This is a genomic window from Streptomyces sp. NPDC001902, assembly GCF_042891295.1.
Classification (GTDB): domain Bacteria; phylum Actinomycetota; class Actinomycetes; order Streptomycetales; family Streptomycetaceae; genus Actinacidiphila.
In genome coordinates this window covers 56,783-71,009 of the sequence record NZ_JBIATA010000031.1, presented here as the reverse complement: position 1 = coordinate 71,009, position 14,227 = coordinate 56,783, and the positions used below count along the sequence as shown (strand labels likewise).

Annotated in this window: 13 protein-coding genes and 4 pseudogenes; 8 read left to right on the top strand and 9 right to left on the bottom strand. The window is 68.8% G+C overall.

What is annotated here, in order from left to right; genetic code table 11:
• Window positions 1-2 precede the first annotated feature (2 nt).
• Window positions 3-824 carry an alpha/beta fold hydrolase gene (locus ACFYYN_RS36275; RefSeq protein WP_500549114.1) on the top strand — a complete coding sequence of 274 codons (822 nt, stop codon included), beginning with the start codon at window positions 3-5 and terminating at the stop codon, window positions 822-824.
• Here the strand turns inward: ACFYYN_RS36275 and ACFYYN_RS36270 are convergent.
• Window positions 825-1,561: pseudogene (locus tag ACFYYN_RS36270) on the bottom strand (IS5 family transposase); the annotation flags it as partial.
• Between ACFYYN_RS36270 and ACFYYN_RS36265 the strand changes: the two are divergent.
• From ACFYYN_RS36265 to ACFYYN_RS36250, 4 genes and pseudogenes are all read left to right on the top strand, one after another.
• Window positions 1,561-2,380: pseudogene (locus ACFYYN_RS36265) on the top strand (transposase); the annotation flags it as partial. The pseudogenes ACFYYN_RS36270 and ACFYYN_RS36265 overlap by 1 nt on opposite strands.
• 476 nt (window positions 2,381-2,856) lie before the next feature.
• Window positions 2,857-3,267 (top strand): hypothetical protein, encoded by a 411-nt coding sequence (locus tag ACFYYN_RS36260; protein ID WP_500549113.1) that lies wholly within the window; start codon window positions 2,857-2,859, stop codon window positions 3,265-3,267.
• Entirely contained in the window at window positions 3,179-3,844 is a 666-nt protein-coding gene (locus tag ACFYYN_RS36255; protein WP_500549112.1) for an enoyl-CoA hydratase-related protein, read from the top strand. Before ACFYYN_RS36260 ends, ACFYYN_RS36255 begins: the two co-directional genes overlap by 89 nt.
• A gap of 26 nt (window positions 3,845-3,870) precedes the next feature.
• Window positions 3,871-5,025, top strand: coding sequence for an NAD(P)-binding domain-containing protein (locus tag ACFYYN_RS36250; protein WP_500549111.1), 1,155 nt, complete (start codon window positions 3,871-3,873; stop codon window positions 5,023-5,025).
• Between the two features lie 162 nt (window positions 5,026-5,187).
• Here ACFYYN_RS36250 and ACFYYN_RS36245 read toward each other — a convergent pair whose 3' ends face one another.
• The 3 genes from ACFYYN_RS36245 to ACFYYN_RS36235 all read right to left on the bottom strand — a co-directional run bounded on the left by ACFYYN_RS36245 (window position 5,188) and on the right by ACFYYN_RS36235 (window position 7,372).
• Window positions 5,188-5,406, bottom strand: a complete 219-nt coding sequence (locus ACFYYN_RS36245; RefSeq protein ID WP_500549110.1) for a hypothetical protein — start codon at window positions 5,404-5,406, stop codon at window positions 5,188-5,190.
• Between the two features lie 260 nt (window positions 5,407-5,666).
• The gene (locus ACFYYN_RS36240) at window positions 5,667-5,870 is read right to left on the bottom strand and encodes a hypothetical protein (protein WP_500362247.1); all 204 of its coding nucleotides are present in this window, start codon (window positions 5,868-5,870) and stop codon (window positions 5,667-5,669) included.
• A gap of 509 nt (window positions 5,871-6,379) precedes the next feature.
• Window positions 6,380-7,372, bottom strand: a complete 993-nt coding sequence (locus ACFYYN_RS36235) for a helix-turn-helix transcriptional regulator (RefSeq protein ID WP_500549109.1) — start codon at window positions 7,370-7,372, stop codon at window positions 6,380-6,382.
• Between the two features lie 92 nt (window positions 7,373-7,464).
• On the opposite strand from ACFYYN_RS36235, the gene ACFYYN_RS36230 reads away from it, so the two are divergent.
• The gene (locus ACFYYN_RS36230; RefSeq protein WP_500549108.1) at window positions 7,465-7,863 is read left to right on the top strand and encodes a VOC family protein; all 399 of its coding nucleotides are present in this window, start codon (window positions 7,465-7,467) and stop codon (window positions 7,861-7,863) included.
• A 195-nt stretch (window positions 7,864-8,058) separates the two neighbouring features.
• On the top strand, window positions 8,059-8,331 hold the full coding sequence (locus ACFYYN_RS36225) for a hypothetical protein (protein WP_500549145.1): 273 nt from the start codon (window positions 8,059-8,061) through the stop codon (window positions 8,329-8,331).
• A 53-nt stretch (window positions 8,332-8,384) separates the two neighbouring features.
• Here the strand turns inward: ACFYYN_RS36225 and ACFYYN_RS36220 are convergent.
• From ACFYYN_RS36220 to ACFYYN_RS36205, 4 genes and pseudogenes are all read right to left on the bottom strand, one after another.
• Window positions 8,385-8,522, bottom strand: a pseudogene (locus tag ACFYYN_RS36220) (SDR family NAD(P)-dependent oxidoreductase); the annotation flags it as partial.
• 49 nt (window positions 8,523-8,571) lie between these two features.
• Complete coding sequence (locus ACFYYN_RS36215) at window positions 8,572-9,180, bottom strand: DJ-1/PfpI family protein (RefSeq protein WP_500549141.1); 609 nt, start codon at window positions 9,178-9,180, stop codon at window positions 8,572-8,574.
• A gap of 138 nt (window positions 9,181-9,318) precedes the next feature.
• Window positions 9,319-9,789 (bottom strand): annotated as a pseudogene (locus ACFYYN_RS36210) (enoyl-CoA hydratase-related protein); the annotation flags it as partial.
• 424 nt (window positions 9,790-10,213) lie between these two features.
• Window positions 10,214-10,642 carry a MarR family winged helix-turn-helix transcriptional regulator gene (locus tag ACFYYN_RS36205; RefSeq protein ID WP_500549107.1) on the bottom strand — a complete coding sequence of 143 codons (429 nt, stop codon included), beginning with the start codon at window positions 10,640-10,642 and terminating at the stop codon, window positions 10,214-10,216.
• An 85-nt stretch (window positions 10,643-10,727) separates the two neighbouring features.
• Between ACFYYN_RS36205 and ACFYYN_RS36200 the strand changes: the two genes are divergently transcribed.
• On the top strand, window positions 10,728-11,813 hold the full coding sequence (locus ACFYYN_RS36200) for an ABC-2 transporter permease (RefSeq protein WP_500549106.1): 1,086 nt from the start codon (window positions 10,728-10,730) through the stop codon (window positions 11,811-11,813).
• 126 nt (window positions 11,814-11,939) lie between these two features.
• On the opposite strand, the gene ACFYYN_RS36195 is transcribed toward ACFYYN_RS36200, so the two are convergent.
• Entirely contained in the window at window positions 11,940-13,982 is a 2,043-nt protein-coding gene (locus ACFYYN_RS36195; protein ID WP_500549105.1) for an ATP-binding SpoIIE family protein phosphatase, read from the bottom strand.
• Window positions 13,983-14,227 lie beyond the last annotated feature (245 nt).

The following is a 14,227-nucleotide window of genomic DNA, read 5'->3' as shown; positions in this document are numbered from 1 at the left end:
CGGTGACGGCACTTCGGACCATCACAGTCGACGGCTCCCCCGTCCACGTCATGGAGAGCGGCACCGGGCCCGCGGTGCTGATGCTGCACGGCTCCGGACCCGGTACGACCGGATCCGGCGCCTGGGCAACGACGGCACAGGCGCTGGGCACGTCCTGGCACCTGGTGGCTCCTGACCAGGCGGGGTTCGGCCGTACACCAATCCCGGCGGGCTCTAGGGGTGGGCTCCGGCTGTGGACGGAGCAGGCCGCGGGCCTGATGGATGCTCTCGGTGTCGAGCACTACGCCGTGGTGGGCCACTCCATGGGCGGTGCCGTGGCGCTGGCGTTGGCGGCCGCGCGTCCCCAGCAGGTCACCCGTGTCGTGGCGGTCTCGACGATGGGCGCCCCCGGGGCGCCGCTGTCCGCCGAGCTCGACGCGGTCTGGGCCGCCCCCGCCGGCCCGCTCGGGGCACGAGACATGTTGAGTCGCCTCGTCCTCGACCAAGCGCTCGTGACCGAGTCGGCCGTCGCTGCCCGTGCAGCTGCGATGCGAGCGGGGGCGGCCGCATTCGCGTCGTTGTTCCCTCCACCTAGGGCACGTTGGGCCGACGAGCTCACCCTCTCGGCGCGAACGCTGGCAGGGGTCCGCGCGCCCGTGCTGCTCGTCCACGGCGCCGAGGACCGAGTCACCCCGCTCGGGACGGCAGCCCTGCCCCTGCTCGAACACCTGGCCGATGTCCGTCTGCACGTGCTCGGCCGATGCGGGCACGTGCCGGCGCTCGAGCACCCGCACGACTTCAGGCGACTCCTGTCGTGCTTCCTCGGCCGGGAACGAGGTCACTAGTCATGCAGGTCCGGTGATGCTGCGTAGCCACAGCATCGTGCCGCACAAGTGGAGTCCGGCCAGGTAGCTCTCGGGAGTCTTGTCGTAGCGGGTGGCAATCCCGCGCCAGTTGCGCAGCCGGTTGATGCACCGCTCGACGGTGTTGCGGTCCTTGTACAGCTCGGCGTCGTGGCTGACGGGGCGGCCTCCGCGCGAGCCCTTCTTTTTACGGTTGGCCGCTTGGTCCGCCTTCTCCGGGATCACCGCCCGGATTTTGCGTTTGCGCAGGTAGGTGCGATTGCTGCGGGAGGAATACGCCTTGTCGCCGGCGACCGCGTCCGGGCGGGTGCGGGGCCGGCCCCTCCTGCCACGGACCTTGATCTTGTCCACGACCCGCGCGAACTGCGGACTGTCACCGGCCTGGCCGGGAGTGAGGACGAACGACAGCGGACGACAGCGCCGGTCGGCTGACAAGTGCACTTTGCTGGTCACCCCACCCCGAGAACGACCCAGGTCAGCAGCCTTCAAACGCGCCCGGCGGCGTCGCCGCAGCCGCCGCCGCTCGGCTCGTTCCGGGTCTCCGTCCTGTTCGTCTTGCGGCTCTTGTCCCTTCTTCCCGCCCCCTTTTCGGACTCGGCGGCCTCCACCAGAGCTTTCAACTGCTCCTCGTCCAGAACCATCCCGGCGGCGTGGTGGTGAGCGCGGGAGATAGCAGAGTCCACGCTGACCAGCGACAAGTCCACTTCGCCGCGTTCTGCACAACCTGTGCGAGGCCGCCCTCAGCGAGGTGAAGGCGCACAGCAGCTGCTGGGCCACCGTACTGGACGCACCCATCTACGACGGGCCACGCGCCCAAACCACCCTTCAACGCTGGCACCAGATCCACGACCTGCTCGACCAGGGCGTGGGCCTGCTCGAATGCGCCCGCCGGCTGCAGCTGTCCCTGAACACCATCAAACGCTACGCACGAGCCGACCGGCCCGAGCGGATGCTTCGCGTCCCCAAATACCGCGCCGGCCTCGTCGACCCCTACCGCGAGCACCTGCGAAAACGCCGGGCCGAGGACCCGCCGCCCCCGTCAGGCACCTCTTCGAAGAGATCAAGGCCCTCGGCTACACCGGCTGCCTCAACCTGCTCTACAAGTACATCAACCAAGGCGCGCGGACGTCGACCGCAGCCACATCTCCCCGCGCCGGCTCTCCCGGATGCTCCTCACCAGGCCCGACAACCTCAAGACCGACCATCAGGACCTCCTGGCACGGCTCACTGGAGCCTGCCCTGAGATGACCCAACTGGCCGCCCACATCGCGGACTTCGCCCAACTCCTGACGCCTCGCGAAGGAAACGCCGACGGCCTCTCACGCTGGATCGTCCAGGTCAGCGCAACCGATCTGCCCCATCTGCACTCCTTCGCCCGGGGCCTGGTCCGAGACCGGGACGCAGTGATCGCCGCGCTCAAACTTTCATACAGCAACGGCCCCACCGAGGGCGTCAACACCAAAACCAAGCGGATCGCGCGCCAGATGCACGGACGAGCAGGCTTCACACTCCTTCGCCAGCGCACCCTCCTCGGATAGCAGCACACTCTGTCACCACCGAATGTGAGACAGAGCCGTTCAATGGACAGACCCGATCCCGCACTCACCAGCGCACCAGCATTGCCGGCCAAGGCGAGGCCCGCGGCGGCGACTAGCACGACGGCCGCGGAGCGGATCAAGGTGGCGCTGCGCGAGGCGGTGTCCGCAGCGTGTGGCAGAGGTGTGCCGAGAGGCGCTCAGTACGTGGCGCTGTCGCTGCGCAGGAGGGCTTCTCCGAGGGGACTGAGCGCAGGCAGGACGGCACTGCCGGGCACGGGTGGTGGTGAACAGGCCGGCAAAGCGCTGAAACAGACCGAACGCGTGTGTGTCTGCGAGCGATCCTTGTCGGCTATGAGCTTGTAACGCGATCTTGCTGAAGCGTTGAGGGCCGCTCGGTTGGGGTCCCAGCCTGTCCTCGGAAGATTCGGGAGCCCCCACTGCGCCGCTCGGGCCGGCCGGCTCCGTAGCCTTGCCCTATGGAGAACGGGATCGATCGTCTCGTGGACGGTTGGGACGTCCGTGCAATCCGCGGTGTGGGCGTCAGCGAGGTGACCGTCGGTGGCACGGTGCGGCTGCACATCGGTTCGAACGGGATCGAGGTGCATAGTCCAGCCGAGCTCACTGCTGGCACAGAAACCTATCCCGTCCACGCGTCGGCGCGGATCAACCTGGACAGGGTCGTCGCCCGCCTCGCGCTCCGTGCCGTGGACGAGGTCCTCGCCGTGACCCCGCCCGCGCTCGTCGCCTCGGTAGCGTTCAACGGGCACGTGCAGGCCAAGGACCGAGCTGCTTCGCGAGTTGCAGAAGGCACTGACCGAGGTGTCGGGCTCGCCGGCGGTAGGGGTTGTCCTGGCGGCGAATGGACCGGTTTTCAGTGCCGGGCATGACTTCTCCGACGTACTCGCACAGGACGCCAAGGGCATTCGGGAGCTGCTGCATCTGTGTACGGACGTCATGCGGCTTCTTCAGTCCGCACCGCAAGTGGTGGTGGCCAGAGTGCATGGGTTGGCCACGGCCGCAGGTTGTCAGCTCGTGGCATCGTGTGACCTGGCGGTGGCGGGTGAGTCTGCCGGATTTGCACTTCCCGGCGGCAAAGGGGGTTGGTTCTGCCACACGCCTGCCGTGCCGGTGGCCCGCTCCATCGGACGCAAGCGACTCATGGAGATGGCCCTCACCGGCGAGGTGATCGGTTCCCGTACCGCCCTGGAGTGGGGACTGGTCAATCGAGTGGTCCCCGACGGCGAACTGGACGAGGCGGTCGAGGAACTCCTCGCCCGGGCCAGTCGTGGCAGCGCGGCCAGCAAGGCGCTGGGGAAGCGAACCCTCTACGCACAGCTGGACCGTCCCGAATCCGACGCTTACGAGATCGCTTGCGAGGTCATGGCTGATGCCTCTCAGACCCCGGCAGCTCGCGAAGGCATTGCATCCTTCCTGGAGAAGAGGCCGCCGGTGTGGCCCGAGTGACGAATGAACGGAGCCCTGAGACGACGATGCAGGATTCCACGTCGGTGCCGATGCTCATCATCGGCGGGGGGCCGTTTGCGCTGTCGGCGGCCGCGCTCGCCGGGGACCGAGGCGTGGATGCGGTCGTGGTCGGACGGCCGATGGGGTTCTGGTCCGAGCACATGCCGCAGGGAATGCTGCTGCGTTCGGGCATCGACTGGCATCTGGACGCCACCGGCGTCTACACCCTGGAGGCGTATCTGCGGGAACGGGCCCTCTCGCCCAAGGAGGTTGATCCGATTCCCGTGGAGCTCTTTCGTGAGTATGCCGACTGGTTCCGCCGCGCCAAAGGCATCACCCTGAGGCAGGACCTGGTCACGCGCCTCACCCACCGGGACGGCGCGTTTCACGCAGAGCTCGACAGCGGCGGGCGGATACGCGCCGAAGTCGTGGTCGCCGCGCCGGGTATCAGCTGCTTCACCCGACTACCCGATTGGGGCGGCTCGATCCCGTCCGGCCGCGCGTCCCACAGCTGTGACCTGGTCCGCTTCGATGCCCTGTCCGGGCAGCGTGTGCTCATCGTCGGGGGCCGACAGAGTGCGTATGAGTGGGCGGCTCTGATCCGTGAACACGGGGCGGCTCGCGTCGATGTGGTGCACCGCCATCCCATGCCCCGTTTCGCGTCGGTGAGTTGGACGTTCTTTGACGACTACCTCGAGGCCACGATGCGGGGTTCCGGATGGTGGCGCCGCTTGCCGGTTCCCGTGCGGGAAGCAATCCTGGCGCGATGTTGGGAGGCCGGCCGCGGCACGCTGGAGCCGTGGCTGCCGGCGCGGCTCGAGGCGGCCGACGTCCGGATCTGGCCGGAGACCGCAGTGGTCCTGGCGGAGCCGACAGCGGACGGCGGGCCGGTGCGGATCACGATGTCGAACACCCAGTCCTTGACCGTGGATCAGGTGATCTTCGCCACTGGATACGCGGCCGAACTGGCCCGCGTCCCGTTCCTGGCGGACCTGGTGGAACGCATCAAGATGCGAAATGGCTCTCCAGTGCTGGACGAAGCCCTCCAAAGCACCGTTCCTGGGCTGTATCTCACCGGCTTCTCCGCGGCGCAGGATTTCGGGCCGTTCTTCGGTTTCGTCAAGGCCGCTCCGGCATCCGCCGCCCTGATCATGCGGGACATGCTGGCACGTACGGGCTGAAGTGGCGCTCCAGTCTGCATCGAAGCTCACATGGGCCTGGGTCCATCTCGAACACGCATATGTGCGAGCCGGTGCCGCGTCGGCGTTTCGCTGCGACCGTCGCCGACTGTGGGCCCACGGCTGGCCGACGACCACAGAACCGCGGAACGCGTTGGTGACGGGTCAGTTGGGGGCGTTGGCGTTCTGCGTGGGAGCCGCGAACTCCTCGGGGCCCCGCTGTGCCGCCGCCGGGTCCATCCACATGGCTTGCCAGGGGTGGCCGTCGAGGTCGACGAAGCTACGCGAGTACAGGAAGCCGTGGTCCTCGGCGCCATCCGCCTCAGATCCACCTGCGGCGAGCGCGGCGGCAGCGACCGTGTCAACCTCGTCGCGGGATGACACGCTGAGTCCACCGGCGTAAGCGGCCGCCCCCGGCGCGGAACGGTTCGCCGGCCTTGGACCGTCCCTAAGTGGACCAGGCGGAGGCCAGGCAATGGGAGCACCAGGTGATGGACTCCACGCCGCGCAGCGACCCGCGCAGCACAACTCGCCGTCTGGCTGCGTGATATCAAGGAGCGCTCCGGGCGCACCTGCCGTCACAACGCCGCCTCGGCCGGCAGCGAGCGGCGTTCGCAGCACCGGGTGCCATCGCGCCCGGGTTCCTAGTCGCCGTCGCCGCCCGTCCGGCTCATGCTCCGGCGCCGGCTCCTGTCCGATTGGCGAAGCAACTCGCCCGCAGCAAGCGTCACGGTCGCAACGACGCGGACCCCGCGGGGCCCGCCGCGCTCCGCCCACACCACGCACACGCATCCACCGACGACGAGCGCCAGCACGCCGAGCAGCACCACAACGAACATGTTCTCCATCTCCGCAAACAGAGGGCCCCGCCGACCCGTCACTTGGCGGACGCACCTCACGAGCCGTCGGTTCCCGATCCCACACCCCGCCATGGGCCCGCCACCGTTCCAGCAGCCCCAGCAACGGCGGCCCAGGCCAAGCGGCTGTAGGTGAGGCATCGGCCGTGACGGCAGAAGGAGCGGGCGTGCCGGAAAGCGCGGCTTCGAGAGCACCAGCTCGATGCATAGGCGCGGATCCGCCGATGGGTGGGATTTCCCGGCGCGGGCGCCAGTCACGGCGGGCGGTGCGCGGGCGAGGCTGGTCTCGGCCACGGGGCCAGCGAGACCATCACCACCGACACCGACCCGTCCGGCTTGATCGGCGGGCAGAAAGGTGAACATGGCTGCGACGACCAGCGGCACGACAGCGAACACCGCTCCCCCACCCAGCTGACCCATCCCCCCCCGTCACCGTCATCTGCACCGGCCAGCGCGACGTGTGGCTGCGCCATCCCATGATGTGGGTTCCTCGCCCTCCGTCAAACTCGTCGGGCGTGGGAAGCGAGGCGATCGGCGAACGCGATGACGAGGTCGCGCAGTTCATGGGGGCGCTCGACGACGAACGGCCGGTCGAGGGTTGCGAGCACCCGAGGCAACCAGTCGAGCCGCTCCGCCCGTAGTTCGACGCGCAGCCAGCGCTCGGTCTCCATGTCCTGGGCCGCCGCGGGCTCGGGGTGCTCCTCCAGGCTCGCGATGCCGGCGGGAAGGTGAGCACGGATCTGATCAACTGTCCCGTGGATCCGCAAGGTCACCTCATGCTGGTACTCGGCCGTCGCGAAGCCTGCCAACACGCGCTGCGCCGGATCGGGACCCACGGGCGCTTCGAAAGAGCCGGGCAGGGTCCGCACGTCTGCGATGCGGTCGAGCCGGAAGGTCCGGTCCTCGCCGATCCGGGCATCCACGCCCGTGACGTACCACCGGCCCGAATGGGCGACGATCCCGTACGCGTGCAGCGTGCGTTCGCTGCGCCGTCCGTCGCGGTCGGCGTAGCGAACCGACAGCGGTCGGCGGTGGCGCACCGCGTCGGCGATGGCGAGCAGCACCGCAGCGTCCGGAGTGGCGAACTCTCCGGGCTGATCCGTGAAGGCGAGAGCCTCCAGGAGGGCGTCGAGCCGACGGGCGACGTGCTTGGGCAGCACCCGCCGGATCTTCGCCGATGCCGTCTCGTTCGCCGTGCGCTCCGTCGTGGTCAGCCCTGCGCGGCGCCCGGCGACCAGGCCGAGCAGTACGGCCAGCGCCTCGTCTTCGCTGAGCATGAGCGGAGGCAAGCGGTACCCCGGGGCGAGCCGGTACCCGCCGTAGCGGCCGCGCACCGATTCCACGGGCACGTCCAGGTCGATCAGCTGGTCCACGTATCGCCGCACAGTGCGCCCTTCGACGCCGAGCCGGTCGGCGAGTTCGGCCACCGTCCGGGTGCCGCCCGACTGCAGCAGCTCCAGGAGTGTCAGCACGCGGCCGGTGGGGCGAGACATACTCACAGTTTAAGGCTATACAGGACCGATTCTGTCCACTATTTCTCCTAGCCTGCCGAGTGCACGCCCTTCAGCACAGCCAAGGAGAACCCATGGATTTCGTCTCCATCCGCATCATCACCAGCGATGTGGCCCGCCTCGTCGAGTTCTACGAGCGAGCCACAGGGGCGCGGGCGACGTGGGCCACCGCGGACTTCGCCGAGCTCGAGACCGCGGGCGCCACTCTCGCGATCGCCGGCACCCGCACCGTCCCGCTGTTCGCCCCCGGCTCTGCCCGACCGGCGGACAACCACAGCGTGATCACCGAGTTCCTCGTCGACGACGTGGACCGCGTTCACCAGAACCTGACCGACTTCGTCACCGACTTCGTCAGCGGGCCCACCACGATGCCCTGGGGCAACCGGTCGCTGCTGTTCCGCGACCCCGACGGCAACCTCGTCAACTTCTTCACCCCCGTCACCTCAGCGGCCATCGAGAAGTTCGCACGTTGATGCCAGGCACAGCCGCTCACGCGCCGCTGAGCCCCGAAGGATGACTGCGCTCGTGCCTGCGGATTGACGCCGGACGTCCGATCGCACACCCACCCCGAGACCTTCGCTGAGCCGGACCACAGCGGACCGTGGCATCAGGAGCCGGGCTGACCAGGGCTCGCGGCGATCTCAGCGGTCCAGGTCGTCGCGGACCTGATGGGTCTCGCCACCTCTCTCCCAGACGAGCAACGCGCGCTCTACGGGACGACGTTCGGCAGGTTCGTCGACGGCTTGAAGAAACTTGAAGCCGGTGGGATGACCACCGAGCAGGCAGTGGCCGAGATGGCGGAGCTGATCGATGCAGTGCCCGTGCCGGCCCGGGTCCCGGTTGGCGAGGAGGCCAAGGAGATCCTCCGCCTGGTGCGGACATCCCCCGAAGCGGAACTCGACGACCTGCGCATGAGGCTGGTCGGCTTGACGGAGGCCTGAACCGAGCACCGTAGCAACAGGCCCGGCGCGCCAAAGGGTGCGCCGGGCCTGCGATGGGTGATGGTCCGGGGATCACGGGCGGAGGCGTACACCTTCTTCGCCCCTCGGTCGTACAAGGACTCGACCAGGGCCCTGCCGATGCCCCGGCTGCCTCCGGTGACGAGGACGGTCGAACCTGCGATTGCGGTCATGGGTCTGCTCCCATCGTGTGCCGGATGCCCATCGGTTGATCAGCGTTGGTCAGCGCAGGGCGGCCTCGCCCGCGTGGACGGCGCGCAGTGCGCGCTCGACGGTCTCCTGGCTCTCCCCCACCGGAGCCACGTACCCGAGGACATCGCGGACGGCATCGTCCCCGAGCGTTCGGCTGATCACCCATGCGGCGAGGTACTGGGATGCCAGGCAGCCTCCCGCGGTGGCGATGTTCCCCTCGGCGTGGAACGGCGCGTCCAGCACGGTGACGCCCGCGGCTTCGACGAAAGGCCTGCTCTTGATGTCCGTGCACGCCGGCATGCTGCCGAGCAGCCCGAGGCGGGCCATGACCAGCGCACCGGAGCACTGGGAACCGATCAGCTGCCGCGAAGGGTCGAGTTGCACCATGGAGATCAGCCGGTCATCGGCGACCACGTCGCGTGCCTTGACCCCGCTGCCGATCAGCACGACGTCGGCCTCGCGCACGAACTCCATCGGGCGCTGCCCGGTCACCTCGACGCCGTTCATCGACGCGACCACCGGCGTCGGCGTCGTGATGAAGGCCTCCAGGCCGTCCTTGCGGCACCTGTTGATCAACGAGGCGGCGATGAAACTGTCGAGCTCGTTGAACCCGTCGAACGTGACGACTGCTACCTGCATCATGGCTCCTTTGGCGTATGTCATGGGATACTCAGTCTCCCTGGCGCGCTGTCACTCACCGATAGCCAATCAGAAGGTGATGGCATGTTCGCCGAGCTCCGCCTTGCGGTGCCGGATCAGCGGCATGCGAACCGCTGTAGCGACGAGCGCTGCCTCGTGCGCGATACGCGGCGTCAGCCGCGACTGGATGCGGGCGGCCATGCCGGGCGTGAACGGGATGCCGAGGTCGGCCTCGGGCAGGCCCCAGCCACGGTCGGCACGCATGACGCGGAAGTCGTGCGCGAGGGAGAACATCGCACCGGCAGCAAAGGGGTGCCCCTGCAGCGTGGCCACGGTGATCCCCGGCAGGGACAGCATGCGGCCGAAGAGGCCATGGACGCGGGTGCGGTAGTTCTCGTGCTGGTCGGCGTGGGCGTCCAGCCACTCCAGGTCACGGCTGTCGGAGTAGCACCTGCCCGTTGCGGCGGTCACCTCGGCGCGCGGCCCTCGGGCCTTCTCCACCTCGTCCGGGGCGGCGTCAACGGATGCGAGCCGGTATGGGTGGAAGCGGTACTCGCCGTCCCCGAGGTCCCGTACGAAGACGTTGTCCTGGCGGTCGAGGGTAGGCATGTGCCCTCCTGGGGGTCGTGCCAACCTCATGTCTGGGTCGGAGCCTTGATGCATCAACCCTGTGTGCTTCCGGCAGGGAACGGAATTATCGAGTCGCTCCCACCGGTGTGACCGCAGCGGTCACAACCTTGCTGTTGATCAACTTCCGCGTGAGATGGTCGACGAGGCCTGGACTGTGCCGATGCCCCAAGGACGGGCAGGCCGTCGATGTCTGGCTGCCGGCATAGCGCAAGGCGAGGCTGCCTGATCACACCGCCGGACGGCCATCGACCGGTGCGGCAAGCGCTTGGCGCCCGCGAGCGCGCAGGCCCGGGCGGCCCCTGCGCCTGGAGCGAGAACTCGCCACAGGCTCGGCTGCTGGGACTGTCCATGCGAAAGAGGCTGCCCGGTCGGCGAGCACGGGCACGGGTGGCGGAAATTCGCGTCAGTGGACGTCGGCGGCGTTGTAGCGCCGCAGGTAGACGGCCAGCTGGGCCAAGTCGGCGTCGTCCCAGTCGGTGAACCGCTCCCGGAAGGAGGAGCGGCGCTGTCGGTCGGCCTCCTTCAGCTGTTCCAGGCCCTTCTCTGACGCCTTCAGGATCTGCCTCCTGTGGTCGGCCGGGTCGGTCTCGCGCACGATCATGCCCTCCGCCTCGAGCATGGAGATCTGCCGGCTGACGGTGGACTTGTCGAGCATGAAATGCGCCGCGAGGTCGGCGGCGTGGCAGCTGCCGTTCCGGTGCATGTGGTCGAGCATGCTGTGGGCCACCAGTGTCAACTCCCGGTGGAGCTGAACGGTCTTCTGCCGGGCGCGGCGGGCGAATGCGGTCAGTTCACGCTGAATGACGTCCGTCGACGCCTGACGGTCGGGCATGGCGGGGCACTCCCTTCTTCACTGGTTGCAACACGCAACCCAATTCATATGTACGTTACAACTACCCAGTGAAGGAGAGCACGCAATGAGCACCCACCGTCTGGCCGGAAGGCGGCCGACAGCGACCAGCACATCCCGTACCGTCCGCCATGTGGTGGTCCTCCTGATCACCCCGCTGCTGATGTGCCTGGGCATGGGGCTGGCCTACCTCGGCGCCTTCCACGCACCGCATGCACAGGGCCTGAAGGTGGCCGTCATCGGCACCTCGCCGCGAGTGCAGCTGCTGGCCCAGACGATCAAAGACAAGGCCGGTGACGCGCTGGACGTCACCACCGAGCCCGACCGGGCCGCGGCTCAGCGCCGGATCATGGACCGGGACCTGGTCGGCGCCTACGTGCCCAGCGTCAAGCACCCCGAGCTGCTGGTCGCCAAGGCCAACTCCGACACCTCCGCCACCGCCGCGGAGATCGTGTTCACGACCGTGGCCGGCAAGCACGACGCGCCCCTGCACGTCACCGACCTGTCCCGGCTCTCCAGCGGCGACCTCACCGGCCAGGGCCTGTTCTTCCTGCTGGTCGCACTGACCATCGGCTCCAACGCCGGCGTCGCCGCCATCGGCGCCGCCGGTGCCGCACTGCGTATGGGGACCCGAGCGGTCATCGGCGTGGTTACCGCGCTGGCGATGAGCGTCATAGCGGCGGTGCTGGCCGGGCCGGTCTTCCACATCGTCGACCACGACCTGCCCGGGGTGTGGGGCATGGCCTGGCTCTACTCGGCCGGCATCCTCACCATCGGCATCGCCCTTCACACCTTCCTCGGGCGATGGACGACGGCGGTCCAGATGGTGCTGTTCGTGATGCTGAACTTCACCAGCTCCGGCGGCATCCTCCAGCCCGCGCTGCAGAACGGCTTCTTCGGCGCGCTGCACGCCTTCTGGAACGGCGCCGGCCTCGTGGAGGGCGCACGCAGCCTGCTGTACTTCGACTCGACGGGCTTCGGCGGCCGCATCCTGTCCCTGGTGCTCTGGCTGGCCGCGGGAGCGCTGCTGATGACTGCCGCCATGGTCACCGAGCACCGCGCCGCCCCGGCCCTGGCCTCGCCGGCGAACCGGCAGCGGGACACCGAAGAGGAGACGGCCCAGGTGGACCTGGGTGAAGCCGTCGCCGCCTGAGGGGAGCTGCAGAGCCAGTTCGCCGCGGTGGCGGTCGGGTCAGCCGGAGGGGCGACAACGTCCTTCCCGACTGCCGGAAGGTGTGGCTGGCCGAGCCTGTGCGAGCGAACCAATGCGGTCACAGCACTAAACGCAACCGTGGGTCCGGTGGAGCCCGTCCGGGAGTGCGATTTCGGCCCAGATGGTCTTGCCGTCGTGCCGTTGCCTGGTTCCCCAGCGCTCGGCGAGCTGCGCCACGATGAACAGCCCCCGCCCGCCCTCGTCGAACATCCGGGCGCGGCGCAGGTGGGGGGCGGTGTTGCTGGCGTCGGACACCTCGCAGATCAAGGTGTCCTCGCGGATGAGCCGCAGTTGGACCGGAGCCGAGCCGTAGCGGATGGCGTTGGTCACCAGCTCGCTGATGACCAGTTCCGTGGTGAATGCCAGCTCTCCCAGCTCCCAGCCCTCCAGTCGGGACGAGGCGAGGTCCCGGGCGTGGGCCACCTCGGCGAGATCATCCGTGAGGTCCCATGCGGCGGCATGGGCGCCGTCGAGCTCGCGGGTACGGGCGATGACCAGGGCGACGTCGTCTCGGGACTGTTCCGCGGCCACCGTGTGCAGAACGTGGTCGCACAGGCCCTCCAACGAGGCAATCGGCTCGGACAAGGCTTTCTGGAGATGTTCGAGTCCCTGGTCGAGGCTGTGTTCCGGGGATTCGATGAGGCCGTCGGTGTACAGGGCGAGCCGGGTGCCTGCGGGCAGCTCCAGTTCGGCCGTCTCGAAGGGAAGTCCGCCCACACCCAGCGGAGGACCGGCGGGGATGTCGAGGTACTCGACGTCTGATCCGGGACGCAAGACGGCGGGCGGTGGATGGCCGGCCCGGGCCGCCGTGCAGCGGCGCGAGACCGGGTCGTAGATCATGTAGAGGCAGGTCGCCACGATCTCACCGGCGACCGCTCCCGCGCCGCCGACTTCTCGGTGCCGGGTGACGACGTCGTCGAGGTGGGTGAGCAGTTCGTCGGGCGGCAGGTCGATGTCGGCAAGGGTTCGTACGGCGGCACGCAGCCGCCCCATACTCGCCGAGGCGTGAACGCCGTGGCCGACCACATCGCCCACCACCAAGGCGACCCGGGCCCCCGAGAGCGGGATGACGTCATACCAGTCGCCCCCCACTCCCGCGAACAGACCCGCGGGCAGATAGCGCGTGGCCGCCTCCACTGCCGGCTGCCTCGATACCACCAGGGGCAGGAGGCTCCGCTGCAGTGCCAGGGAGGTGTTGTGCTCCCCGGTGTAGCGGCGGGCGTTGTCCACGCATACCGCGGCCCGTGCCCCGATCTCCTGTGCCAGGAGCAGGTCGTCGGCGTCGAAGGGGGCCCGGCCCGGGGAGCGTGTGAACAGCGCCGCGCCGAGGGTCGCTCCCCGCGCGCGCAGGGGGATCGCCAGCGCGGAGTGCGGCCCGTTCGTGCCCGCGTCGCCGGGATCGGCAGGCGCGGAGGCGGCACCGGCGGTATCGGTGATCTCCAGCATCATGGGCTCGCCCGTGAACAGCCCGAGGGTCGCTCCCGCCCGCTCCCGGTAGGTGACGGTCTCGCCCGGCCCCAGGTCTCCCGGGGGCGAGGGCGATCCCGACGCCGCGGTGCGGCACAGGGTGAGGTCGCCCGTGCCGGGCCGCAGGACGGGTTCCTCGCCTTGGAGGACACTGGCGAAGAGGTCCACCGTGGCGTGGTCCGCGAAGCGGTGCACCGCGACCTCCGTCAGTTCCTCGGCGGTGCGCACTGCGTCGAGAGTGCTTCCGACCCGGCTGCTGGCCTCGCTGAGCAGCGCGAGCCGCTCGCGAGCGATCATGAGCCGTCTCAAGCGTCTCTCCCCCGCGACACGGATTCGGCAGACGGCCACGCTGATGACCAGACCCACCGCCAGCGCCGTGATGATCGTGATCTGGTTGGCGGGCCCCATGTCCCGCAGGAGAACCCCGTACAGCGCGATGGCGGCGACCAGGTTGAACAGTCCGACGATCATGGTCTGCCGTACCGGCAGCAGGGCACTGGCCACGACCGGGATCAGGACGGCGTACTCCGCGATACCCATGACGTGCACCTCGGCGGCAGCCAGCGCCAATCGCAGGCCCGAGATCAGCACAACGCTGAGCAGCAGGAAGACGAAGCTTTTGCTCAGTGGAACGGGATGCACGCCCTACACCTCCCCATGCCGGGAGCGGGACCCTGCGACGTCCCCGTCTGACGTTGTCCTGGCAGGTAACAATTTACCCTTTGCGAGGATCGTTCCATTGGCGAAAGACTGCCGTGCCGGGACACACGCCATCCATCGCACGCACAGCGCCTCAGGGGCCCTCGGCGGCGCGGCCGCACCGGCGACCCGCCTGGCCGGCACATGAGGCAGGTCCGGTTCGGCAGGATACGAGGCAGGCTCACTAC